The organism is Pseudomonas sp. NFPP02 (assembly GCF_900119355.1).
GTDB lineage: Bacteria > Pseudomonadota > Gammaproteobacteria > Pseudomonadales > Pseudomonadaceae > Aquipseudomonas > Aquipseudomonas paracarnis.
Genome location: NZ_FPJI01000015.1, coordinates 76,904 through 102,776 on the forward strand (window position 1 = coordinate 76,904; position 25,873 = coordinate 102,776).

Here is a 25,873-nt window from a genome sequence, read left to right on the forward strand (position 1 = left end):
AACAGTTATCGCGATACCCACATTTGTCATGGGGGCAAGACTGGTCTTTACTGTGGACGAGTCTTAGTGCAGTCACCTATAAAATCGACAAGAGGCGATGCGATGAGTAATTCCACCAAAGCCCGTAAACCTGATAGTACCGTTGATGCCTGGGCCATTTTGTTTCTGATTATTCTCGTGGTTGGCACCGCTGTATTTTGGGTCAGCCACCAGTAATAAAACCGTTGATTGAGCAGCGATTGGTTGTCGAGTAGCCAAGATGATGGCGGTCGATATTCAAGGTTCATCTGAGCGCCTGCATTTGTCAGCGCCGCCAGCGCCGGTGGATGCCGTGCGCTGGCGGTCGTTGGCAAACCGGCGTCCTGTTTATGCGTTCAGTCTGCATCGGCGGCGGCGTTAAACACCGGCCAGGTACAGCACCAGCTTGACGATGCCAAACAGCGTCAAGGCAAACACCACCGTGAACGCAACTCCCAGGATCACAAAGTGGCTGGGTTTGCCATGGGTGAAATCGCGGGCGCGATTCTTGCCGCTTTGCACACCGAACGCGGCGGCCGTCACGCTGTGCAGCATCTGCCGGAAGGTCGGTGGTTTGTCATCGATTGGATCGTCCATAAACCCCTCGTCAACAAGGTTCTCATGCAGAGTATAGACAGTCTGTCGAGGCTCATTTGGAAGCCAGTACCTCCAACCCCAGGAATAGCCGCTGATCAAGCGGTGGCTTGATCTCGGCTTTCTCCAGGTTGACCACGGCGCGGTTGTCGGCACGCGCCTGTTCAATCAGTTCCCGGCGCGTATATCGCTGTTCACTCGGGGTTTTAAGGTGACCGAAATCAGGTTGGGAGGGCGCTTGATCGACGGCCGAATAATGAAAATGCGCGTACCACAAAACATTGTCCTTTCCCTTTATACCCGCCCTGATTTTGCTTTTATCGCGTACTGCATACTCGGTGAGAAAGTCACCGGCCTTCAACGGCACGCGGCTCTTCACCAGGTTGATATCGACAAAACCGTGTTTCCACAAGTAATCGACGTGGGAGGCTTTGGGGCGTTGCAACTTGTACCCTTCGCTGCAACGCTCACGTGCCTGTTGCGTTGCCTCGGCCGCCAGGCTGCGGTACTGATCGATCAACGTGCGAGCGCCGGGATCGTTGGCGTGATCGCGCTGGAGTTCTTCGGCAAGGGTTGTGAACTTCGCTGCGTGCTGGGTCAGTATCACATCCCACTCAAGGGGATCGAGGCTTTCCAGTCGGCCCGGGTCGCGTAACTTTCGTTGTTGGAAGGCGATGCTGCTGTCAATGCCGGTGCGCTCGTCCCTGACGGTTTGCGCCTGTGCTTCTATGGTCTTCAGCGAACGCTTGATTGCCGTCGGCGCGGGCGCTGAGGGCCCGACCTCTTCAACCACGTTCCATACACCTTCGCCGGGGTGTTCAAGGTAGGTGGCGAGGGTTTTTCCGGTGAGCGGGTCCTTGATATCGACGAAGTTACCCGGTGTGTCGCGCTGGGTAGGGCGCACTTCACCCACCAGGGTCCTGCGGTCACGGGTCTTGATCACTCTTCGGTTCGGTGCTTTCTGCCGTGTGATGCGCTCGGGCGTTGGCAGTGGCGCGAAGCCTTCTTCCACCAGAATCAAATTGGCCAACTGCGCCTCAAGGCTGGTGCGGGCATAAGCCAGATAGTCCAGAAACGGTTGGCGATGCTCCTCGCGAATGAAGCCGGAATTCATTTCAGCCAGCGACGTGACAGCGTTTTCCAATTGCTCATATCGCTCCAGAACGTCCTTGAGGACGTCTATCTGCTCTCGGGCCGAATAGCCGGTAGTGGTGAGCATTTCCGTATGCGCCATCAAGCTGGTTGCGGTTCTCTTGTCGGTCAGCTCGCGTACGAATGGAAATTCCGTTGGGTTGCGCGAGTCATTCATGCGATTGAACACCAAGTCCATGAACACCAGCAGGGCGTGCTGTTTGATCGCGACCGAGCGGATGTTTTGATCAGAGGGCTTGCCTTGCAAGAGTATCTGGCGCAGGGCCGGGTCTGCCTCTTTGAGTAACGTCTCGATCTTTTCAGCGGGCTCGACCATTTCCGTAAGCGCGGCAAGCTGGCGTTTTTTGGTGATGATGTAGTCGTCGTAGGCGCCGCTGATGTTTTGCGGCAGCTCCCGTGATGCGCGGGCGCTGAGTTCAGCGTCGGTTTCGCCACGATCGGTTTCCAGGGCGTCTGCCATTTTTTGCGACACCGATTCGTAGATGCCTGCCCAGAAGTCAAAATTGCTTTTGCTTGCCCTGTTTCGCTCCCTTACATAAGTGGGGTCAGTCCTGTCGACAGCCATCAGTTCGCTGGTCTTGGCTTCGACTTTTTTCATCAGCGTCATTACCTCGCGGCCGTACTGCTGGAAGTTATCGAGGGCGATATTCCACTGCGTCCTGGCTTGGGCCGCCGCGACGCGCCGTTTCTCATGACGGATAAGAACTTCTGCGTGCAACTTCGGTATGTTCGCGGAACTGGCCAGCAATAACCAATCCTTGCGCAGGCTTTTGCTTTGTTCAACAAGTTGGGCACGGGCTGCGTTCAGAGTGCTTTGTAGCGAAAGCGAAGTGGGTATCAGCGAGAATATTTCGGCATTCAGTGCTTGCAATTCGGCCTTTAATACACCCAGTTTTTCGGCACGTTCCTTCTGCCATTTACTCAAGCGTTCCCGGGGCATTCCGCCCTCCAGCCTGGCGTGAGTGTCCAGGCGCCAGTGCCCCTGGTGGTCGCTTATCAGCTTGAAACCGGGGTGTTGCGGATATTGCGGGTGTACCAGATAGACCTCGTTGAATCCCGGCACCACATTGACCTGGAACAGCAACCCGCCGAGGCTGGCGTGCGAGGTGCCATTTATGCGGTAAAGGCCTTTGAGCGGGCCGCTGCCTTGCGCAGTCGGCAAGGGTTCAGGCCATGGCACATTGATGTCCAGCATCGCCCTCAGTCGTTCGCTTGCGTGTGGGCTTGCCAGCGAGCGAATGAAGTCCAGGGCGGTGTGACCTGATGCCGGGGGTTCTCCCGGCAATGACACTGCGCCAGAACGTATCACTGGCGCATCCTGTGGTGGCGGCAGGCCTGGTGCACGGCGCCAGGTTTCAAGGCGCAACGCGCTGTCGGTTGCACTCGGTGGCGACAACGGTTTGGCAGAAGGCGATGCGCCATGCAGCAACACCATCGCAGTATTGAGCAGCAGATCAATCAGCGCCAACTCGCGGGTGGTGGGATCGTTGCTGTCCAGGCCCGCCAAGTCCTGCTCCAGGCTGGCAACCAGCACCAGGAACCAGCCGGCCAACATGGCTGGGCCCTGTACCAAGGGCAGCAGCAGTGTATTGAACAACAGCCAGGCACCCTCCATCACAATGGCCCATCGGCTTTCGGTGTTGGAGATCGACTCGCGGTCCGCCAGGTCGACCAGTGCCCGTGCGGTGCTGCCAAACAGATGGTTGGGCAGTTGGCCGTTGAGCTGGGACTGGAGCCATTCACCGGCGCCGTCATCGACGGCCAGGGTCGCGGGCGCTGGTTTCTCGGGTCGGTTGAACTCGTCGCCGGGCAAGAAACGGATGAGGTGCGGCTCTTTGATGCCGCCGTGTGCATAGATGGGGCGCGCCTTGTCCGACAGCCAGGTCAGCACGCTGTCCTGCAACGCACCCGGTTCGGCGATGGCCTCCAGCAGCGCCTGGCGCGTGGGGTATTCGTTGAGGGACTCGGCGTACAGCGGTCGGTACAGCAAGTGTGGGCCGACCTGGGAGTCGCGAGGCTCAATGATAAACATATTATTCACTTCGTCCGGCGTGGCCCCGGCTTTACGGCACAACGCCAGGGGGCGCAGGACGATTTCCTGATCGTTGACGAGTCTGAGCGAAGGCGTTTCTCCCATGAGCGCCTTGACATACTGATAACCCGTCACGGTCATGCCATGCTGCTGGCGGACCTTGAATTCCAGCGCCTGCATCGGCAGATGAGCCTTCAGTTCGCGAGTAAACAGCAACTCGCGGCGACGCGCCTCGACGGTATCGGACAGCAACAGATCTTTGAGGGCATTAGGGTAGGTGGTGCCGATATCGACGCGCTGGATCAGGCCGTTGCTGCCCATCAGATAGTCTTCATTCAACCAGCCAGGCAGTGGCGTGGCTGTTGTGGAAGACAGCTTCAACGTACCTTTGGGCTTGCCGGCCAGATTCTTCAGGGCCAGCTCCGTCAGCGACATGCGCACGTGCTCGATGATTCCCGCGCCGCCCGGATAACCTGCCGCTACGGCAAAGTCCAACAGCACCGCATCAGGGTCGAAATCGCCGTGATCGGCTTGCATCTGCTTGCGCAATGCGCTGCGGCTGAATGTGTGGATGTTTTCAATACCCTCGTTGAACGATCGCCCCTGGTTTTTTTGCAGAACATGCGCCATATCCTGCAAGTGGCGGTGATAGGCGAAACGATCCGCGGGCTCGGCTTGCTTGAGCCATTGCGGCAGTTGCTGGCTCACAGTGCCAAGGCGCTCGGTGTCGGGCAACTTGATGTCGGTAAAATACCTGGCCGGGTTGGTGATCATGTCCAGGCGTTGATCAAGTTCTTTTTCGTCTTGCCCCTGGAACGATAGGGCTGCCAGGTCTTCGAGTTGTTGGTTGAGGATCAGCCCGGCCTGTTGTTCAAACACGTTGGCGGCAGTTTCGTTGCGTTGCCAAGTGAGGCTGTCGAACTGAAACTCGCGTTGCATCCTGCTCCCCCAGGCCTGGCTGAACGCCTCCAGCGAATCAAACGCCTGGATTGCGCCGGCTACGCTGTAGAGCAACACCTGTTTATCGCGTACCAATAACAGGTCCGGGGTCAATACCCGCACCGTCTTGCCGAGGCGGGTGAGTGTGCTCTCTATGAAATATACATAGGTGGCGGGTGAGGAACGGGGCAGGCGCTCACGTTGCGCTGGCCAGGCGGCGACTACCGCCAGCATATCGCGCTGCACGTCGCTCAGCGGTGACTGGCTGGCCGCAGTGGCAATCATCTGACCATTGAGAAACTCTGCAAGCCACTGCCAGCGGCTGTTGCCATGATTGTCGACCTGGCTCCAGTAGTCGGCCAGATCGTGTTGCATGTACAAGTAAAGGGACGCGGGAAATTCGTCAAGAATCTGGGCGACCACCTGCATGTCGAGCGGCTGGCCATCCCCGGTCTTGAGCGCGGCGGGGGGCTGTGTCGTGAGGAAGTACGGACGCTCGCGTACGGCGCGCAGGTCAAGTAACTGTGGGTTCAGTACATGGGCGACAGCCACCTCCATGAGTGCGGGGTAGGTGTATTCGCCATTGGGCTGAGGGCTGGCAAGTTTGACCGCAAGCCAGTCGAGGTTCAGCGACGGGTAGTGCTCCAGCATCCGGCTGCGCAATGCCTTGAAGACGACGGAATACAGCGCCGGCCGCGTAGCGAAGCGCTCATGCACTGCCTGGGCGGGCAGTTGGCGAAAGGCTGAGTTTGACGAGGGAGTATTGGGTTCGGTCATGATGACATGCGTTTCCTGTATAAAACCGGTTGTGCTGAGCTGCCGGTTCAGCGGACCGAGAATCGGTCCGACACAGGAAATCGCATTGAGTCATCGTAGGTGCGGTAAACGGTTACCGCAGCCAGTAGCAGCGTTACCTCAGTTGTCGTAGCCCAGATTCGGCGCCAGCCAACGCTCCGTCACGCTCAGGTCCTGGCCTTTGCGTGCCGTGTAGCTGGTGACCTGATCCTTGTCGACCTTGCCCACGGCGAAGTACTGCGCCTGTGGGTGGGCAAAATACCAGCCGCTGACCGCTGCCGCCGGGAACATTGCGTAGTGCTCGGTGAGGAACACGCCGCTGCGACCAGCGTGCATTTCGCGGGCTTCGGGGTCGAGCAGTTGGAACAGCTGGGCTTTTTCGGTGTGATCCGGGCACGCCGGGTAGCCGGGGGCAGGGCGTATGCCGCTGTATTGCTCCTTGATCAGCGCCTCGTTGTCCAGTTGCTCGTCCTTGGCGTAGCCCCAGTGTTCTTTACGCACTTGCTGGTGCAGCCATTCGGCGCAGGCTTCGGCCAGGCGGTCGGCGAGGGCCTTGACCATGATCGAGTTGTAGTCATCGCCCGCGTCCTGGTAAGCCTTGGCCACTTCCTCGGCACCGATGCCGGCGGTGGTGATGAACCCACCGATGTAATCGGTCACGCCGCTGTCCTTGGGGGCGACGAAGTCGGCGAGGGAGAAGTTCGGTTTGCCGTCGGTCTTGATGATCTGCTGGCGCAGGTGGTGCAGCCTGGCAATAGGCTGGCCGTCGTCGCCGTAGACTTCCAGGTCGTCATCCTGCACTTGGTTGGTCGGCCAGAAACCGAACACCGCCCGGGCGCTGATGAGTTTCTCGTCGATCAACTTCTTGAGCATTTCCCGGGCATCGGCATACAGCGCGGTAGCCGCTTCACCTACCACCTCATCGGTGAGGATGCGCGGGAACTTGCCGGCCAGGTCCCAGGAGATGAAGAACGGCGTCCAGTCGATGTACTCGGCCAGGACGTTGAGGTCGATATTGTCCAGTACCCTGGCGCCGGTAAAGGTTGGCACCACCGGGGTGTAGCTGCTCCAGTCGAACTGCGGCTTCTTGGCGATTGCCGCCGGATAGCTCAGGCGCTCGGTGCGCGCACTGCGGTTGGAGGTGCGCTCACGTACGTCGATGTATTCCAGGCGGGTCTTCTCGACGAAACCGGCCTTCAATTCCTTGGACAACAACTGGGTGGCCACGCCCACGGCGCGGGAGGCGTCGGTGACGTAGATCACCGCGTCATTGCTGTACTTGGGCTCGATCTTCACCGCCGTATGCGCCTTGGAGGTGGTGGCGCCACCGATCATCAGCGGCAGGTGGAAATCCTGGCGCTGCATCTCGCGGGCCACATGCACCATTTCATCCAGGGACGGCGTGATCAGGCCGGACAGGCCAATGATGTCGCATTTCTGCTCCTTGGCCACCTGCAGGATCTTCTCCGCCGGCACCATCACGCCCAGGTCGACAATGTCATAGCCGTTGCAACCCAGCACCACGCCGACAATGTTCTTGCCGATGTCATGCACGTCGCCCTTGACCGTGGCCATCAGGATCTTGCCCTTGGCTTCGGGTTTGTCGCCTTTTTCCAGCTCGATGAACGGAATCAAGTGCGCCACCGCCTGCTTCATCACCCGGGCGGATTTCACTACCTGGGGCAGGAACATCTTGCCGGCGCCAAACAGGTCGCCAACGATGTTCATGCCCGACATCAACGGGCCTTCGATCACTTCGATCGGGCGTGCGAACGACAGGCGCGACTCTTCGGTGTCTTCGACGATGTGCGTGGTGATGCCCTTGACCAGCGCATGTTCCAGGCGCTTGTTGACCTCCCAGCCGCGCCATTCCTCGGTCTCGGCTTCCTTGACGCTGCCGTCGCCCTTGTACTTGTCGGCAATCGCCAGCAGGGCGTCGGTGCCCTCGGGTGTGCGGTTGAGTACTACGTCTTCGACGGCGTCACGCAGCTCGGCGGGGATCTGGTCGTAGATCTCCAACTGGCCGGCGTTGACGATACCCATGGTCAGGCCCGCACGGATCGCATGCAGCAGGAACACCGAGTGGATCGCTTCGCGCACCGGGTTGTTGCCGCGGAACGAGAACGACACGTTGGACACGCCACCGGAGGTCAGCGCATACGGCAGTTCGTCGCGGATATAGGCACAGGCGTTGATGAAGTCGACGGCGTAGTTGTTGTGTTCTTCGATGCCGGTGGCGACCGCGAAGATGTTCGGGTCGAAGATGATGTCTTCCGGCGGGAAGCCCACTTCATTGACCAGGATGTCGTAGGAGCGCTTGCAGATTTCTTTTTTGCGCGCTTCGGTGTCGGCCTGGCCGGCTTCGTCGAACGCCATCACCACCACTGCCGCGCCGTAGCGCTTGCACAGCTTGGCGTGGTGAATGAACTGCTCTACGCCTTCCTTCATGCTGATGGAGTTGACGATCCCCTTGCCCTGGATGCACTTGAGGCCCGCTTCGATCACTTCCCACTTGGAGGAGTCGATCATGATCGGTACGCGGGAGATGTCCGGCTCGCCGGCGATCAGATTGAGGAAGGTCACCATGGCCTTCTTCGAATCCAACATGCCTTCGTCCATGTTGATGTCGATCACCTGGGCGCCGGCTTCCACCTGCTGCAGGGCGACTTCCAGGGCTTCGGTGTAGTTGTCTTCGCGGATCAGGCGGGCGAACTTGGCCGAGCCCGTGATGTTGGTACGTTCGCCGACGTTGACGAACAACGAACTGCGGTCGATGGTGAAAGGCTCCAGGCCCGACAGGCGGCAAGCCTTGGGAATATCCGGGATCGAGCGCGGCGCGTAACCGGCCACAGCCTTGGCGATGGCTTCGATATGCCCAGGCGTGGTGCCGCAGCAACCGCCGACGATGTTCAGGAAGCCGCTTTGGGCGAATTCTTCGATGACCTTGGCGGTTTCTGACGGCAGTTCGTCGTACTCGCCGAATTCGTTGGGCAGACCGGCGTTGGGGTGCGCCGAAACGTGGGTGTTGGCCTTGTTCGACAACTCTTCCAGGTAGGGGCGCAGCTCGCTGGCCCCCAGGGCACAGTTCAAACCGACCGAGATCGGCTTGGCGTGCGCCACGGAGTTCCAGAACGCTTCGGTGGTCTGGCCCGACAGGGTACGGCCGGACGCGTCGGTGATGGTGCCGGAGATCATGATCGGCAGTTCCACGCCCAGTTCCTCGAACACCCCTTGCACGGCGAAAATCGCGGCCTTGGCGTTAAGGGTGTCGAAGATGGTTTCGATCAGGATCAGGTCGGCGCCGCCTTCGATCAGGCCCTTGGTGGCTTCGGTGTAGTTTTCCACCAGCTCATCGAAGGTCACGTTGCGGTAGCCGGGGTTGTTCACATCCGGCGACAGCGAGCAGGTACGGCTGGTCGGGCCCAGTACACCGGCGACAAAACGCGGCTTGGCCGGGTTCTCGTGGGTTTTGGCGTCGGCCACCTTGCGCGCCAGGCGTGCGCCTTCCACGTTCAGTTCATAGGCCAGTTCTTCCATGCCGTAGTCGGCCATGGAGATACGCGTGGCGTTGAAGGTGTTGGTTTCAAGAATGTCGGCGCCGGCGTCCAGGTAGGCTTTTTCAATGCCGCCGATCACGTCCGGGCGGGTCAGCACCAGCAGGTCGTTGTTGCCCTTGACGTCGCTTGGCCAATCGGCGAAGCGTTTGCCACGGTAGTCCTGCTCCTCGAGCTTATAGCTCTGGATCATCGTGCCCATGCCACCGTCCAGGATCAGGATACGTTCCTTGAGGGCTTGGTGAAGGGCTTGCAGGCGAGCGCTACGATCGGGCATGGGACTACTCTGGTCAGGCATTACGGAGGGCGTGAATCATAGCAAACCTGTGCCGATTTGGAGCATGTCCGGGTTGTGCATGAATATCGCTCATGTTGCTGGCGGTCATGGCCCGGTAGAATCACCGCCATTTCACAGACCGCACGCCTTGAATCGGGACCCGATACATGTCACTTCGTTTGATCGTCAGCGCCGTCCTGGCCTTGATAGCCAGTACTGCGCAGGCAGAGGGTCCCGCTTCGGCGATTTCCTATACCCGCGATATCCAACCGATCTTCACCGAGAAATGCGTGGCCTGCCACGCCTGCTACGACTCCGCCTGCCAGCTCAACCTCGGGAGCGCCGAGGGCGCCGCACGCGGGGCAAGCAAAATGCCGGTGTATGACGGCGAGCGCAGCCAGGCCACGCCAACTACGCGGTTGTTTTATGACGCATTCGGTAAGCAGGCGTGGCAGCAGAAGGGCTTCTATTCGGTGCTGGACGCCCAGGGCAGCCAGGCTGCGCTGATGGCGCGCATGCTGGAGCTGGGGCACAACGCGCCGCTGGCGCCCAATGCCAAGCTGCCCGACAACATTGTGCTGGGGCTCAACCGCGAAAATATGTGCGCAACGCCCGGCGAGTTCAATGCCTATGCCGGCGCTCACCCCAAGGAAGGCATGCCGCTGGCGGTCACCGGCCTGACCGATCAGCAGTACCAGACTTTGCAACGCTGGCTGGCCTCCGGCGCGCCGATTGACGAGCAGGGCCTGGCGCCGAGCGCCAGGGAAGCGTTGCAAGTGCAACAGTGGGAAAACCTGTTCAACCAGCCGGGCGCCCGGGAAAGCCTGGTGGCGCGCTGGCTGTTCGAGCATTTGTTCCTGGCGCATATCTATTTCGAGAACGGCGAGCCGGGGCATTATTTCCAGTGGGTGCGTTCGCGTACGCCCAGTGGCCAGCCGATTGACCTGATCGCCACCCGTCGCCCCAACGACGACCCCGGCACCCAGGTGTACTACCGCCTGTGGCCGGTGCAGGGCGTGATCGTGCATAAAACCCACATCACTTACCCCTTCAGCGCGGCGAGGATGGCGCGGATCAAGGCGTTGTTCTACGCAGGCGACTGGCAGGTCACGGCCTTGCCAGGCTACGGCCCCGGCAGCCGCGCCAACCCGTTCGCGACATTCGAAGCCATCCCGGCTAAAGCGCGCTACCAATTCATGCTCGATAACGCTGAGTACTTCGTGCGTACTTTCATTCGCGGGCCGGTGTGCCGTGGGCAGATCGCCACGGACGTGATCCGCGATAACTTCTGGACGCTGTTCCAGGACCCCGACCACGATCTGTACGTCACCGATGCGCGTTATCGCGGCCAGGCCACGCCGTTGCTGGCCATGCCCGGGCAGAATGACGACGTGGGCAGTGTGCTGAGCCTGTGGCTGGCCTATCGCGACAAGCGCAACCAGTACGAAGCCTTGCGCCGTGACAACTATGCAGACCTGCCGGCGCCGAGCTGGTCGACATTGTGGGCGGGCAATGACAATGCCTTGTTGAGCATTTTCCGCCATTTCGACAGCGCCTCGGTGACCAAGGGCCTGATTGGCGAGGTTCCGCAGACGATGTGGCTGTTCGACTACCCACTGCTGGAACGCACCTATTACCAGTTGGCGGTGAATTTCGATGTGTTTGGCAACGTCTCGCACCAGGCCCAGACCCGCCTGTATTTCGACCTGATCCGCAACGGTGCCGAGCAGAACTTCCTGCGCCTGATGCCCGCCGACACCCGCGAAGACTTCATGGACGACTGGTACCAGAACAGCGGCAAGCTCAAGCTGTGGCTGGACTACGAAGCGATTGACGATGACAAGGCCAGTGGTTTGCACCTGAGCGAAAAAGACCCCAAGCGTGACTTCGCCAACCAGTTACTGACCCGCTACGGCCATTTGAACGCCAGCCCCGACCCGATCAACCGCTGCAGCGGCGCGTTCTGCTCCCGCGACGGCATCGACCCGGCCTTGCAGGATGCCGAACAAGCGCTGAGCCGCCTGACCTCGCGGCCGGCCGCGGGGCTCAAGGTGATCGAGCAATTGCCCGAAGCCACGATGCTGCGCATCGACACGGCCAGTGGCAAGCGCGAGGTCTACAGCCTGCTGCGCAACCGTGCCCACAGTAACGTGGCGTTCCTGCTGGGAGAGGCGTATCGCTATCAGCCGGGCCTGGACACTGTGACCATTTACCCTGGCGTGCTCAGCAGCTACCCGAACTTCATGTTCAATATCCCGGCTCGGCAAGTGCCTGAGTTTGTCGCGCAGATGGAGCAGGCCAAGGACGCCAAGAGCTTCGAAAAAATCGTCGACCGCTGGGGTGTGCGGCGCAGCCATCCGTTGTTCTGGCAGTATTTCCACGACTTGTCGCAGTACATCCGCGAAACCACGCCGGTGGAAGAGGGTGTATTGGACATGAACCGCTATGAGAACCTATAACGAAGTGCATTGATCCGGTCATTTCTCCATGTGGGGCTGAAGCAGTCGGATATTTACCTACAGATTGGAAAGGGGTAGGCCGATGCTGATTTCAGTGCAGTTGTTGCGCGCGTTGGCTGCATGGGTGGTGGTGGGTCACCATGTCATGCAGCTGTTTTTCAACTTCGAGGCCCACAACGCCTTCGAGGACCTGTTGGTCGAAAAGGGCGGCGCCGGGGTGGACGTATTCTTCGTCATCAGTGGCTTGGTGATTTTCCTCGCGAGCGCCGATAAAGCGCTCACGCCCTGGCGCTTCATGCTGATGCGCGTGGCCAGGATTGCTCCGGCGTACTGGTTCTATACCGTGCTTTTGGCTGTGCTGGTCACGGTCATGCCCTGGATGTTTCCAGACGTTCAGCTAGAACTGGGTCATGCGCTCCTGTCGATGCTCTTTATTCCCGCGCAAAACCCGGCGGGCTACGGCGTGTATCCACTGCTGGATGTGGGCTGGACACTGAATTTCGAGATGCTGTTCTACTGCCTGTTTGCTGTTGCGCTGCTGGTGCGTGAAGCCTATAGGCTCTGGGTGGTGGCGGTACTGCTGTATCTGCTGTGCTACGTCATTGGCCCCGCCTTTGACTTGGCCGATGGGTTTTACCGTAATGACATTGCTCTGGAATTTCTCATGGGCATGGCAATCGGCATACTTTACCGCCGCGGTCTGTGCCGAGCCAGGCCTTGGCTGGCGTTGCTGGGTGTCGTCGCGGCATTGGCAGCGATTTACCACGGCGCGGATGTACCCCGAGTATTGGAATGGGGAGTGCCCAGCGCCGTGTTAGTGATCAGTTGTGTGGCGCTGGAGCCTTACTTCCATGGTTCGCGCTTGATAAAACTGCTGGGGGACTGCTCCTACTCGGTCTATCTGCTTCACGTACTGGTGCTGTGTGCTGGGCGCTGGGCCATCGAACACAGGGCAATAGACCCCTACGCAATGATACCGGTGTGCATCGCCGTCATTGCGCTGGGCGCCTTGGCCAGTTATCAAGTGTTGGAGCAGGCTACGCATCGCAGGCTCAAACATTGGTTTGGCATTGATGATGCGTTACCCATAAGGCAAAAGCATTAGGACTGCTGTTTGGCGGCTCAGGGCCTCACGTACTTCCAGTAGGCTTTCCCATAGTCCATCAGCAACTCGGTCCCGGCAGGGATGTCCCGCCAAGCGACTATAAACACCATGTATTTGCCTACGTACAGGGCGCCGACATTTTCGATGCCAACGTCGGGCAGGTTGGGCACCTTGACCGCATTGATCAGGCTCAGCGTATTGCTGTTACCGTGGCCGCTGATAGTCGCGCCATGAGTGTGGGTTTGGAATAAGTACGTGCCGACGGCCGCTTCACCTTTTTCCAGTATCTCGGTATTGAGCGAGGCTTGATTCAAGTGCACCTTGCCGGTGTACGGCCCAATGACATCAAAACGTTTTATATCGGTTCGGGCCACCACCGACAGGCCACGCTCCGGGCCCTCGGCCAGTTTCCTGACCTCCAGCAGTCGATCGAGTCTGCGATGATGGTTGCCTTCTTTAGAGATCCAGTCGCGGATACTCTTGGTTGCAGCCTCTTTGACTTCGACGTGTTGCAGCCCTGTGAACTCGTCAAAAAACTGGTTGGCGTCGGTGATCTCTATGTTTTGCAACGGACCTTCAAGTTCAAGGGTCAAGCTGCGCCTGACGTCGTTGGGGTCTTGCAGAATTGGCGCATTATTGTTGATTTTATGATCAAAAGACGCGGTGATTGAAGTGGATCGGCGCCGCGTGGTTGCGGTGTCGTCCTCCAGGCGCGGACGTTTTGAGCTGCTTGCGGTGGGCGGCGCAGGCCGCTTCCTGGCCACAGGCTCGTCCAGCGGGCTTCTTTGTCCGAACAGCCACCTTTCTCTACCGGCGCGGGTCATGCTGCCATTGTCATTGACGTAGTTGCTCCAGATAACCGGATTGAGGTTGTTCTGCTCGACAAATGCGTGCATGGACACCCTTGAATTGGGGGCGTTGTAGTGCTTGTTCCACTCTTGCAGGTGTTCGGGTTTCAGGTCGTCGAATTGTTCACCCCTGGCGTATTTGGCCAGTACCTTGCCTGCCGCTCTATAGGTGCCATCAAGGTTTACATGCTCGGCAAGGGCCACCGGGTCCAGGTTATGGTCGGCGGCGAAGCCCTCAAGGGTGAGGTTGTTGCGCTCGCGCTGGGACGCCTTGCTCCAGTGCTCCATATGCTCGTAAGTGACGCTGGTGCGGGCGGTTCCCGCGCGGTCTAGCATCTTTAGCCCCCGAGGTGTCAGGGTGTTGCGGCTGTTGACGAACTGCCGAAAGGCGCTGGGGTCCAGGTTGTAAGTGCTGACGAACTTGTCCATGGTTTTTTTCAGGGCGTCTTCACTGGCTTCGGTCCATTTCAACAGCACTGAGGGCGTTACAACGCTTGGCGCATCCGGCGCGCCGCCCGTGAGCTTGATCGGGCCTGAATACCAATGACCGGGTTCCACCGACGACAGCGTGATCGACAAATCCCGGTTGGTCCTCGGATTGACCAGCACGATAGAAAAGCTGTTGTCGGCGCTCGTGGCGGCCTCCTGAATGAACCCATAGGAGTTGTCGCGGATCTGGTACACCGCGATTTTGCCCTTGTCATCGACATTACAGATGAACTTCTGGTTGTAGTCCGCCCGGGAGAAGATACCGCGCGCGTCGGGCTTGAGGCCTCTGATCAACTCTGGGTCAACCGCGTACTGACGGATCAACGGGCTGCTGTTGCTGATGACCGTGATCGGTTCTCTAAAACGCGGCCCGAAGGCTTGGTTGGACGCGGTATCGATCAAGCGATAATCCGGCGCCTCGAGGCTGCCGACGTTGCGCATTGGGACATTGGCGAAGCCGTCCACGGTAAACAGTTGATCGCCCGCCTGCAGCGGCTTCCAGCTGTCAGGGTCGACCGAGCGCATATGCCTTGCGGCGATCGCCCCATCTCGCAGTTGGGCGATACCCCGTTGTGCATGGCGCATCAGTTTGTGGCCCAGCTTGAGCAAACCAAAGCGCGCGAGCCTGAGCAGGCTTGGTAGGGCGGCCAGGGGGTTGAGTTCCTGGAGTGTGGCGATCACCAGTTTTCCGGTCAGTTTCGCCAGTTTAGGCAATGCCAGGCGTAGCCCGGTTTTACCCGCCTGGATGAGCAAGCGAGTCGAGCCAGCCACATACCGCCCCACCGGCAGCGCGAAAGCCACGATGTCGATGAACAGGCTGGCGACGCCGGATTTGATGCGCTGAGGATCGCCGGAAGCGATGTCGTCGATGCCGCCCCAGAACGGCACAAATATCTTGCCCCAGAACGCCAAGTCTTCGAGTACCTCAGTGGGGATGTCCACTTCCCGCGTGTCTTTACGGGTTTTTTCCAGCAGGGCCTGTTCGTCGCAGAAAAACAGCTCGCGGGCAATCATGCTCGCCAGGGTTTCACTACGCGGCGCATACAGCGTGTTGGGCGCGAACGATTGGATGCGCGGCCCTGCGTCGATGCCAGGCAGTGTCTCGCCGACTTGTTCAACGATCAACTCGGCTTTTTTGCCTGGTCTGGGCGCTTTGTTCTCGCGGTAGGCCTCTTGATCAAACGGTACTTCGGTAGCCAGCCTGTACTTGTCCCAGCTCATGGCGTCGCGTAGCTCTACCACTTTGCCGTTTAGCGGTAGGCTTTGCAGGTCTTTACGTCGACGCAGCAGACCGGCGAAGGGGAATACCTCGATGTAAATGGCATGGAAGGGCGAGCGGGTCTTGACGATGCGTAGGATAAAACCTGTCCGGTAACGAATGGCATCGGTCTTGGCTTTGGTTTCATATTCGATGGGCACCTTTTTCAGGGCCTCTCTTAATGAATACACGGTGATCTCGTCCTGATCCACATTCAGAGTCGCGCTGCCCAGGTGGGCAAGCAGTGATTGGATTAAGGTCTTATAGGCGTTTCTCGGCACCTGGAGGGCTTCGTGAAAGGCTTTGTCGTACTCCGTGTCCGAGGCAAAGCGCCAACGGCTGGGCAGCTTGAGTTTGAGGTTCTGAACCGCGTTGAACATCTCATATTCATGCTGCTCCAGTGCAGTGACGGCCTGGGTGAGCTCGTCGCGGGAGTGGCCCGACGATCGGTTGGCGATCAGGCCGTTGGCCTGTGCCCATTGCACGGTGGGGGCCAATTTGGCCGCTGCGACCAGTGCCTGTTGTTTGATGTCATCGCCACTGGCGCGAAAGTGTTCCGCCGCCAGGTTGAGCAATTGTTCGAAACTCATGTGGCGCGATGAACCAGGTGCAATCGTTTCGGCCAGCAGAAAGCCGCTTCTGAAATTGACCCAGGTACTGGTTGCAGCGTAGGGCAGGTCATCGGGAATATCGGCCACCCACACTTCACTGGCGACATTGGCCTTGATCACGCACACGGCCAATAGCGCTGCGTCAGTGCTGATCGACAAGTCGTGGTGATAGCGGCTGATCAGGTGTTGGCGGATCGTCCTATAAGATGCCCCCGGCGAGATGAATAACTTCAATTCGTTATCCACCGGCGAGTCGGGGTTGGGGATGATCGTCAGCCACAGCGCGCGCCACAGTAATTTCACCCGTACCGGGTCTGGGCAGATTTCGTCCTGTTGGCTGCCATACCAGTCCAAGGCCTTGGCGATCCGTTCGCCCAGCGCCAGGTTATCGGGGCTATTGAGCAATTGCTCAAGCAGCACGGTGGGGGTGGTGGTGAGCATGTCCTGTTGTGAGGCGGTAAATGTTTCGGGCAATACATGACGGAACAGCGATTGACGTGTTTGTGTTTCGATCTGGCGGATAACCTCTTTGATTTTCTGGTCGGCAGGCGCATCCAGCAAGTGCTGCAAATCGCTGAGGTCGCCTTCGTGTCCGAGTTTTCTCAGAGTGTGGTGTTCCTGCAAGCCAGCTAGAACCGCTTTCCACTGTTCGCGGGTTTTGGGCTGTGCCGGGATAATCGAGTAATACTTGAGCGCCAGGTCAAACCGCACCGAGCCATCACTTTTAAGGCCGTTACCCACACGCCGGTTGATATCCAGCAACACGTCGGCGTCGATGTACCAATAGGTGGGTATATGGCGCAGGATCACCGAATGGTCGGCGATGCTGAACGTCTCGGCAGGGTCGGGTATCGGTGCGCGCACGCTGCTGAGCATGGTGGAGAGCAGGTCGTAAAGAAAGTCCCGGCCGAGAATGGAAGCATCTGGTTCGGGCTTTTCCCGCAGGAACTGCTGAAAGTCTTCATCGGCTTCCAGCTTTGCCAAGACACGAAAGGCTTCCTTGCATTCGCGATGCAGTTCGCTGTTGTGCGGCGGGGAGTAGTACACCTCGGCGGCGGATGCCGTCAGCGAGCTTTGTGCCGTCACGAAATCAATCAGATGGTCCAGATGCGCTTGCTGTTCCGGCAAACCCTTGAAATAGAAACTCTGCAACGCGTTATTCATTCAATCCTCACAATCCGTAGTCGAAGAGGATTCACTCTATTGAGCCGGGTTTTGCGGGGGGGGCTATATAGGTAGGCACAGGTTTTTGCTGAAATGGCCAGGTGTCACGATGCGTCAGGTCAACAGAGACAAGTCTTTCCCGACAAAAATACTAGGACTTTGTACCTGCGTAATAATTTGGCGTAAACTGCGGGCAAGCCTGTGAGGAGTTTCCATGACTGCCATAACCATTACCGACGCCGCCCACGATTACCTGGCTGACCTGCTGTCCAAGCAGAACACCCCGGGTATCGGCATCCGCGTCTTTATCACCCAGCCCGGCACCCAGTACGCAGAGACCTGCATCGCGTATTGCAAGCCCGGCGAAGAAAAGCCTGAAGACACCGCGCTGGGGCTCAAAAGCTTCACCGCGTATATCGACGCCTTCAGCGAAGCCTTCCTTGACGACGCAGTGGTCGACTACGCCACCGACCGAATGGGTGGCCAGTTGACCATCAAGGCACCCAACGCCAAGGTCCCGAACGTCAACGCCGACAGCCCGGTCAATGAGCGTATCAACTATTACCTGCAAACCGAGATCAACCCGGGGCTGGCCAGTCATGGCGGCCAGGTAAGCCTGATCGACGTGGTGGATGACGGTATCGCCGTACTGAAGTTCGGCGGCGGCTGCCAAGGCTGCGGCCAGGCGGACGTAACCCTGCGCGAAGGTATCGAGCGCACCCTGCTCGAACGCATTCCGGAGCTCAAGGGTGTACGTGACGTGACCGACCACACGCAGAAAGAAAACGCCTACTACTGAGCAAGGTGTTCACTGCGAACATAAAAAACGGCGCCCCGTGAGCGCCGTTTTTTTATGCGCTCTTTGTAGGAGCGAGCTTGCTCGCGAAAAGCGTCAACGATAATGCATGCTTGCTGAATAAGCGCGGCGCCTATGGGGTTTTCGCGAGCAAGCTCGCTCCTACGGGGATTAGGGCAAGCCACCCCACATAATCAGGGTCTGTAAAGGTGGGCATGCCCGGCCCGATACAGCGACGACTCGCCGAAACTGTCGCTGGCCAGCACCCGGCCCACCACAATCAGCGCCGTGCGCCGGAACCCCTTGGCTGTGACCTTGGCGGCAATATCTGTCAGGGTGCCGACAACCCAATCCTGATCCGGCCAGGTCGCTCGGTGCACCACGGCAATTGGGCAATCAGCGCCATAGTGGGGCAGCAGTTCGGCGACGATCTTTTCCAGGTGATTGACCCCCAAGTGAATCGCCATGGTCGTACCATGGCGGGCCAGGCTGTCGAAGCTCTCACCGGGCGGCATGTTGGTTTTGTCGGCGTAGCGGGTCAGGATCACGCTCTGAGCGATGTCCGGCAGAGTCAGCTCGGTTTCCAGCAACGCGGCGCAGGCCGCTACTGCCGTAACCCCGGGAATGATCTGAAAAGGAATACCCACTTCCCGCAAGTGGCGGATCTGCTCGCCAATCGCGCCATACAGGCTCGGGTCGCCCGAGTGCACCCGCGCCACATCCTGGCCTTTGGCATGGGCCGTCTTGATCAACTCCATGATCTGTTCCAGGTGCAGCTCGGCACTGTTGACCACCTGGAGCGCCTGATGACCTTCCAGTACGGCGGCGGGCACCAGCGAGCCGGCGTAGATGATCACCGGGCAACTGCGGATCAGCCGCTGGCCCTTGACGGTGATCAATTCCGGGTCGCCGGGGCCGGCGCCGATAAAGTAGACGGTCATGGAGAAGTCCTGTTCAGAAACGGGTGAGCATGAACACGGCTCATGCTCAAAAGCGGCAATTATCGGGATTTTAGCCCGCGCAGGCCAACGCAAGGGTGGCCTGTGCGCTTTTCTGGCGGGTGATCAGCAGGAGCGCGGGGCCGTTGGACAGGTGCTCGGCCAGGGCCAGGGCGGCGCTTTCGGCCACCCCATAACAGCCGGTGTGGGCAAAAGCCAGCGCTGAGCGATGGCTCAGCCGATGCTCATAGCCTGCCAGTTGCTCGGCGCTGAAGCACTGCAAGGGCAGGTTCAACCGCTGGGCCAGCGCCAGCAGCCCAGGTTCATCGCGCTTGCGATCAATGCTTGCCAGCGCAGTTATGCGTGAGCGATCAATGCCTGCCGAGGCCAGGGCTCCGTCCAGCAACGCCAGCAGGCTGTGAACCTCACAGCCACGCTGGCAGCCCAAACCGACAACCAGCATCATGCCGAGTATTGGTCGTCGCGGTTGCGGCGGAACAACCAGGCGCTGATCAGGCCCAGGGCCAGCCAGAAGGCGACGTTGGTCAATTGCGCGGCGATCTTGAACTGCGCTTCGAGCGCCTCCGGGGCCAGCATCGAATGTACCTCAGGTTGCGGCGCGCCGATGACGTGGGGTACGGCAAGGATCGCCAGTCCAAGGCCTTTCAACAGCCAGTTGCGGCCGAACACGATCAGCGCCAGGCCTACAGCGGTGGAGGCTGCGGTGCCGATCCACCAGGTCTGGCGTAGCGTCAGGTCAGCCGCCGCAGTGCCCGGCAGTTCCGGCGGCAGGCCCAGGGTGGGTGCCAGTACAAAGGTCGCGTAGCCGGCCAGGCCCCAGAGCAGGCCTTGGGCAGTGCGGGTCGGCGCACGCAGCGTGTAGAGGCCGGCGAGCATCAGTGCAAAGCCTACGGCCACCACCAGGTTGCCTCCAGTGGTGGACAACACACGCTGCCAGCCATCTTCCGGCTCCCAGGCTTGGGCATCGTGGCTGTGGGCAGCAGCGCCAGCGGCGTGCTCGTGCACCACTTCAGCGGCTGGCGGGGCTTTTTCAAAGCTTTCCGCCTGCAGGATCAGCGGTGCCACCCAGAAACTTTGCAGCAGGGTCAGCAGCAAGGCAGCCAAAAGCCCAGTGAACCCTGCGGTTTGCGCAATACGCTTGATCATGTCGGCAGCTCTCAATGGCACGGGAACGCGGCGCTGTGGCGGGTATCGTGGGCGGCGTTGTGCACCGCCTCGATATGCGAGAACCCGGCGAAATACACCAAACACGCGCCGAGTATCGACGCACCGATGGCGGCGGTCAGGCGTTGGCTGAGGGTGGCGGTGCTAGTAGCGGTGTGCGAAGTGCTGCTGATGATCGACATGGCGCGTCCCTTTCAGGTGTCAGGGTGAAACGAGCGCATGAAAACCCCACGCGCCAGGCACGCGGGGTTCTGAACAGCGCCCGCCCACCGCGGGTTTGTTATCTGAATTTTTCGGGCCGGTCTCCGGGCTTGCGAGGGGCGGCTCTTGAAAGAGTCCTCCTGAAAGCATCGCCTTCCCATGCAAAAGCACAGTGGCCGTGACGCTTCGCTCGCTTACCGTTGCGGGGGCAGCACCGGACTGGTCATAGGTCTATGACGCACCGGTTTCCCGTTTCACCCTGTGAAGGGCACCCGAAACAAGGCGTGTAGGAGAGCATGGGCCGGGACGGTAGTCAAATGCTGCAAGCCACTGTAGCCTTGCACCTTCGAGGTTCTTCGGCCCAGGCCGAAGCTAAGAAGGGAACGCGGTTCAAGCCGCGGCTGCCCCCGCAACTGTGAAGGGTTCAGTTGACTGCCACGCCACTGCCGATAGGGCGGGAAGGCGCAGTCAGCATTGGTCGCAAGACCTGCACACCCCAAGCCAGGAGACCTGCCTCGCAACCGATTTTCCAATTCAACCGGGCGGGGTGATCCGGTGACGAATCCGCTGCTGCGCGCTGCCGCAGGGCCTGTCGTCCCGTATGCCCGCCCCAAAGGGCATCCGATGAAAACACTGGCCAAACTCCCCGTCACCATCGTTACCGGCTTCCTTGGCTCGGGCAAAACCACGTTGTTGCGCCATATGCTCGACAACGCCCAGGGCCGTCGCATTGCGGTGATCGTCAACGAGTTCGGCGAGCTGGGCATCGACGGTGAAATCCTCAAGCAGTGTTCTATCGGTTGCACCGAAGAAGAGGCCAATGGCCGCGTCTACGAGCTGGCCAACGGTTGCCTGTGCTGCACCGTGCAGGAAGAGTTCTTTCCGGTGATGCGCGAACTGGTCGCCCGTCGCGGTGACCTGGACCATATCCTCATCGAAACCTCGGGCCTGGCCCTGCCCAAGCCGTTGGTGCAAGCCTTCCAGTGGCCGGAAATCCGCAGCGCCTGTACCGTTGACGCGGTGATCACCGTAGTCGACAGCCCAGCCGTGGCCGCCGGTACCTTTGCCGCCTTCCCGGACCAGGTCGACGCCCAGCGCAAACTCGACCCTAACCTGGACCACGAATCACCCTTGCACGAACTGTTCGCCGACCAACTGGCCAGCGCTGACCTGGTGATCCTCAACAAATCCGACCTGATCAGCGCCGAAGACCTGGCCCGCGTGCGCCTGGAAGTCGCCGAAGAACTGCCGCCCGCGGTGAAGATCATCGAAGCCAGCAGCGGTCGTCTGCCCCTGGACGTGCTGATCGGCCTGGGCGCCGGTTCCGAAGAGCATATCGACGGGCGTCACAGCCATCACGACCATCACCACGAGGGTGAAGACGACCACGATCACGATGCCTTTGACTCCATCTCCATCGACTTGCCCCAAGCCGATGAGGCGCTGCTGCTCGACGCCCTGACCCAATTGGTGGTGCAGCACGGCATCCTGCGGGTGAAAGGTTTCGCCGCGATCCCCAACAAACCGATGCGCCTGCTGATCCAGGGTGTGGGCACGCGCTTTGACAAACACTTCGACCGTGCCTGGGGCGCTGACGAAGCACGCACCACGCGCCTGGTGCTGATCGGCCAGGAACTGGACGCCGCTGGCCTCGAAGCGCAATTGCGCGCTGCCCTCAGCGTTTAACCATGCACCTGCTCAGGACCCAACCCGGTGGTTTCGTCGCGGACGACAATATTGCCGACCTTGGCCAGACCCCCGCTGAACTGGTGATCCTGTGCAGCGGCGATTCCAGCCTGGCGCTGCTCGCCGAAGCCGCCCAGCAATTGCCCGAGGATTACCCCAGCCTGCGCCTGGCCAACCCGATGCAGGTGCAGAACCATGCCTCGGTTGACCTGTACGTCGACGAGGTATTGCGCCACGCCAAGGTCATCCTGCTGTCATTGCACGGCGGTATCGGGTATTGGCGCTACGGCATCGAGCGCCTGGTGGAGTTGGCCGAACGTGGCGTCACCCTGATCCTGGTGCCGGGTGACGACCGTCCGGACCCGGAACTCAGCGGCCTGAGCACTGTTGCTGCCGAACACCGCGAGCGTCTGTGGCACTTCCTGCGCCAAGGTGGCCTGGGCAATGCCCTGGATTTTTATCACTGCCTGGCCAGTGTCCACCTGGGCTGCGACTATGCCTGGGCCGAGCCACAAGCGCTGCCGCGCACGGCGATCTATCACCCGCACAACGCCAATGCCCGCCTCAATGACTGGCAGGCCGATTGGCAGCCCGATTGGCCTGTGGCTGCGGTGCTGTTCTACCGCTCCCATTTACAGGCTGCCAATACCGGTTTTATTGATGTGTTCCGCCAGCGCTTACAGGCGGCGGGCCTCAACCCGTTGCCTGTCGCGGTGGCCAGTTTGAAAGAACCCGGCTGCCTCTCGGTGGTCGAGGACCTGTTGGATGACGTGCAAGCCGCGGTAATTCTGAACACCACCGGCTTTGCCCAATCGAGCCCGGAAGCGCCGCATTTGCGCCCGTTTCGCCGCAATATCCCGGTGATCCAGGCGATCTGCGCCCAGGACAACCAACCCGGCTGGCAGGCCAGCGAACAAGGCCTGGGGCCCCGCGACCTGGCGATGCACATTGCCTTGCCGGAGTTGGACGGGCGCATCATCAGCCGGCCGATCAGCTTCAAGGACCTGGCCTGGCGCAGCGAGCGCAGCCAGTCGGACGTGGTGTGCTACCGCGCAGCGCCCGAACGCATGGATTTTGTCGCTGAGCTGGCACGCCGTTGGGTCGAGTTGGCGCGGGTGCCCAATGCCCAGAAAAGGATTGCGTTGATCCTCGCCAACTACCCGACCCGCGACGGTCGCATCGGTAACGGCGTGGGCCTGGACACCCCGGCGGCAGCGCTGAATATCCTGCGCGCCTTGCAAATCGAGGGCTACCCGGTAGCGGAGCGGCTGCCCGACAGCGGCACCGCGCTGATCCAGGAACTGCTCGGCGGCGTCACCAACGATCTCGACAGCCTCGACCTGCGCCCCTGCCATCAAAGCCTGAGCCTTGTGGAATACCAGGCGATGTTTGATCGTTTGCCAGCCTCCAATCGCCAGGCCGTGCTGGCGCGTTGGGGCGCCCCCCAAAACGATCCGATGTGCCGCGATGGCCGCATGATGATCGCCGGTCTGCGCCTGGGCCTGACCTTCGTCGGCATCCAGCCGGCCCGGGGTTACCAGGTCGATGCCAGCGCGGTGTACCACGACCCGGACCTGGTGCCGCCCCATGGCTACCTGGCGTTCTATTTCTGGCTACGCCATACCTACGGCGCCCACGGCGTGATCCATGTGGGCAAGCACGGCAACCTGGAGTGGCTGCCCGGCAAAGGCGTGGGCCTGTCGGAGCACTGCTGGCCGGATGCATTGCTGGGGCCGCTGCCGAATGTCTACCCGTTTATCGTCAACGACCCGGGTGAGGGCGCCCAGGCCAAGCGGCGCACCCAGGCGGTGATCATCGACCACCTGATGCCACCGCTGACCCGCGCCGAAACCTACGGCCCGCTGCGTGACCTTGAGTTATTGGCCGACGAATATTACGAGGCGCAATTGCTCGACCCGCGCCGTGCGCTGGAGCTGCAAAAAGACATCCTCAAGCTGGTGCGCGAAACCCGTATCGACCAGGAGCTTGAACTGGGCAGTGAGGCGGACGCGGCGGTGTGGCTGCCGCGCCTGGATACCTACCTGTGCGACTTGAAGGAATCGCAGATCCGCGATGGCCTGCATATCTTTGGCGAGTCGCCCGAGGGCCGTTTGCGTATCGACACCTTGCTGGCGCTGTTGCGCATTCCCCGTGGCGATGGCCGGGGCCCGCAGTCGAGTCTGCTGCGTGTGTTGACCAAGGCATTCGACCTGGGGTTTGATCCGCTCGATTGTGCACTGGCCGAGCCCTGGACGGGGCGGCGCCCGTTGGTGTTGCAGAAGATTGACGATCAGCTGTGGCGTACGGCCGGGGATACCCGTGAACGTCTGGAGTTGTACGCGGCGCGCTTGATCGAGCAGGCATTGGAAGGCCCCATCGAACAGTTGGAAGAGCCCGGCTGGCAGGAGGTGAAGTCGGTGATCGAAAGCCTGCGCATTGTCGTCGCGCCACGCCTGGATGCTTGCGGCCCCGCAGAGATGCGCGGCTTGCTCGATGCCTTGAATGGGCGTTTCGTCCCGGCCGGGCCCAGCGGTGCGCCGAGTCGCGGTCGGCTGGATGTGCTGCCTACGGGGCGTAACTTCTTTACCGTGGACGTACGCAACCTGCCAACCACCACGGCGTGGCGTCTCGGATTCCAGTCGGCCAACCTGATTCTTGAGCGGCACCTGCAAGACCATGGCGACCACTTGCGCCAACTCGGCCTGTCGGTATGGGGTACCGCGACCATGCGCACCGGCGGTGACGATATCGCCCAGGCCATGGCACTGATGGGCGTGCGCCCGGTATGGGCCACTGGCAGTCAGCGGGTGGACGATTTCGAGATCCTGCCGATCAGCTTATTGGACCGCCCGCGGGTGGACGTGACCCTGCGCGTATCCGGGTTCTTCCGCGATGCGTTTGCCAACCTGATCCGCCTGTTCGATGCGGCGGTGCAGGCGGTGGCCGCCCTGGATGAACCCGATGACATGAACCCGCTGGCCGCCAAAGTACGCAGTGAACGCCAAGCATTGCTTGAGGCGGGCCTGGATGAAGGTGCCGCGGCCAAGCAGGCCGGCTGGCGCATTTTCGGCGCCAAACCGGGTGCCTATGGCGCGGGCGTGCAGGGCGCGATTGACGGGCGCTTATGGCAGAGCCGCGAGGACTTGGCCGAGGTCTACCTGAACTGGGGTGGCTACGCCTATGGGGGCGCTGACGAAGGCACTGCGGCCCGCGAGCAATTTGCCCAGCGTTTGAGCCAGGTGCAGGCGGTGTTGCAGAACCAGGACAATCGCGAGCACGACTTGCTCGACTCCAACGACTACTACCAATTCCAGGGCGGCATGCTGGCCGCCGTGGAAACCCTGAGCGGCGAAAAGGCCGCCAGCTACCATGGCGACCACAGCCAGCCGGACGTGCCGAAAATCCGCACCTTGAAGGAAGAGCTCAACCGGGTGATCCGTTCCCGTGCGGCCAACCCCAAGTGGATCGAAGGCGTGAAGCGCCATGGCTATAAAGGCGCGTTTGAAATGGCCGCGACTGTGGACAACCTGTTCGCCTTCGACGCTACCACCGCGCTGATTGACGATCACCAATACGCCTTGCTCGCCGATGCCTACCTGCTGGACCCTGACACCCGTGCCTTTGTGCAACAGCACAACCCCGATGCCCTGCGCGACATGACCGAGCGCATGCTCGAAGCCCAGCAACGTGGCTTGTGGCAGGCACCGGGGGCGTACCGCGAAGCCTTGGAAAACCTGTTGCTGGACATAGAAGAAGACAGCTGAGTGATCAT

14 protein-coding genes and 2 riboswitches are annotated in these 25,873 nt (G+C 60.4%); of the genes, 5 read left to right on the top strand and 9 right to left on the bottom strand.

Features of this window, described 5'->3' with window-relative positions:
* Nucleotides 1-47: 47 nt before the first annotated feature.
* The 4 genes from BT204_RS27945 to metH form a co-directional block, all read right to left on the bottom strand.
* A complete protein-coding gene (locus BT204_RS27945) occupies nucleotides 48-353 on the bottom strand; it encodes a hypothetical protein (protein WP_175550982.1) in 306 nt (101 codons plus the stop codon).
* A 43-nt stretch (nucleotides 354-396) separates the two neighbouring features.
* Complete coding sequence (locus BT204_RS23140) at nucleotides 397-615, bottom strand: DUF2970 domain-containing protein (protein ID WP_034126066.1); 219 nt, start codon at nucleotides 613-615, stop codon at nucleotides 397-399.
* A 52-nt stretch (nucleotides 616-667) separates the two neighbouring features.
* Nucleotides 668-5,512 (bottom strand): dermonecrotic toxin domain-containing protein, encoded by a 4,845-nt coding sequence (locus BT204_RS23145; protein WP_072448414.1) that lies wholly within the window; start codon nucleotides 5,510-5,512, stop codon nucleotides 668-670.
* A gap of 138 nt (nucleotides 5,513-5,650) precedes the next feature.
* Nucleotides 5,651-9,361 carry a methionine synthase gene (gene metH, locus BT204_RS23150; protein ID WP_072448416.1) on the bottom strand — a complete coding sequence of 1,237 codons (3,711 nt, stop codon included), beginning with the start codon at nucleotides 9,359-9,361 and terminating at the stop codon, nucleotides 5,651-5,653.
* Nucleotides 9,362-9,528: 167 nt separating this feature from the next.
* Between metH and BT204_RS23155 the strand changes: the two genes are divergently transcribed.
* A complete protein-coding gene (locus BT204_RS23155; protein WP_072448418.1) occupies nucleotides 9,529-11,820 on the top strand; it encodes a fatty acid cis/trans isomerase in 2,292 nt (763 codons plus the stop codon).
* Between the two features lie 82 nt (nucleotides 11,821-11,902).
* Nucleotides 11,903-12,925 carry an acyltransferase family protein gene (locus BT204_RS23160; RefSeq protein ID WP_054897511.1) on the top strand — a complete coding sequence of 341 codons (1,023 nt, stop codon included), beginning with the start codon at nucleotides 11,903-11,905 and terminating at the stop codon, nucleotides 12,923-12,925.
* A gap of 17 nt (nucleotides 12,926-12,942) precedes the next feature.
* On the opposite strand, the gene BT204_RS23165 is transcribed toward BT204_RS23160, so the two are convergent.
* Nucleotides 12,943-17,295 carry an SET domain-containing protein gene (locus BT204_RS23165; RefSeq protein ID WP_072448420.1) on the bottom strand — a complete coding sequence of 1,451 codons (4,353 nt, stop codon included), beginning with the start codon at nucleotides 17,293-17,295 and terminating at the stop codon, nucleotides 12,943-12,945.
* 214 nt (nucleotides 17,296-17,509) lie between these two features.
* Between BT204_RS23165 and nfuA the strand changes: the two genes are divergently transcribed.
* Complete coding sequence (gene nfuA / locus BT204_RS23170; protein WP_003190728.1) at nucleotides 17,510-18,094, top strand: Fe-S biogenesis protein NfuA; 585 nt, start codon at nucleotides 17,510-17,512, stop codon at nucleotides 18,092-18,094.
* A gap of 191 nt (nucleotides 18,095-18,285) precedes the next feature.
* On the opposite strand, the gene cobM is transcribed toward nfuA, so the two are convergent.
* The 4 genes from cobM to BT204_RS23190 all read right to left on the bottom strand — a co-directional run bounded on the left by cobM (nucleotide 18,286) and on the right by BT204_RS23190 (nucleotide 20,396).
* The gene (gene cobM / locus BT204_RS23175) at nucleotides 18,286-19,032 is read right to left on the bottom strand and encodes a precorrin-4 C(11)-methyltransferase (RefSeq protein ID WP_054920823.1); all 747 of its coding nucleotides are present in this window, start codon (nucleotides 19,030-19,032) and stop codon (nucleotides 18,286-18,288) included.
* Nucleotides 19,033-19,102: 70 nt separating this feature from the next.
* Complete coding sequence (locus BT204_RS23180; protein WP_072448421.1) at nucleotides 19,103-19,495, bottom strand: cobalamin biosynthesis protein; 393 nt, start codon at nucleotides 19,493-19,495, stop codon at nucleotides 19,103-19,105.
* Nucleotides 19,492-20,196 carry a CbtA family protein gene (locus tag BT204_RS23185; RefSeq protein ID WP_072448423.1) on the bottom strand — a complete coding sequence of 235 codons (705 nt, stop codon included), beginning with the start codon at nucleotides 20,194-20,196 and terminating at the stop codon, nucleotides 19,492-19,494. Before BT204_RS23185 ends, BT204_RS23180 begins: the two co-directional genes overlap by 4 nt.
* Nucleotides 20,197-20,207: 11 nt before the next feature.
* The gene (locus BT204_RS23190; RefSeq protein WP_003190735.1) at nucleotides 20,208-20,396 is read right to left on the bottom strand and encodes a CbtB domain-containing protein; all 189 of its coding nucleotides are present in this window, start codon (nucleotides 20,394-20,396) and stop codon (nucleotides 20,208-20,210) included.
* 96 nt (nucleotides 20,397-20,492) lie between these two features.
* Nucleotides 20,493-20,706, bottom strand: a riboswitch (cobalamin riboswitch).
* Between the two features lie 41 nt (nucleotides 20,707-20,747).
* Nucleotides 20,748-20,948: riboswitch (cobalamin riboswitch) on the top strand.
* A gap of 91 nt (nucleotides 20,949-21,039) precedes the next feature.
* Here BT204_RS23190 and cobW point away from each other — a divergent pair.
* Both cobW and cobN read left to right on the top strand, forming a co-directional pair.
* Nucleotides 21,040-22,101: a cobalamin biosynthesis protein CobW gene (cobW, locus tag BT204_RS23195; protein WP_054920821.1), complete on the top strand. Its 1,062-nt coding sequence runs from the start codon at nucleotides 21,040-21,042 to the stop codon at nucleotides 22,099-22,101.
* Between the two features lie 2 nt (nucleotides 22,102-22,103).
* Nucleotides 22,104-25,865, top strand: a complete 3,762-nt coding sequence (cobN, locus tag BT204_RS23200) for a cobaltochelatase subunit CobN (protein ID WP_072448424.1) — start codon at nucleotides 22,104-22,106, stop codon at nucleotides 25,863-25,865.
* Nucleotides 25,866-25,873: the final 8 nt, after the last annotated feature.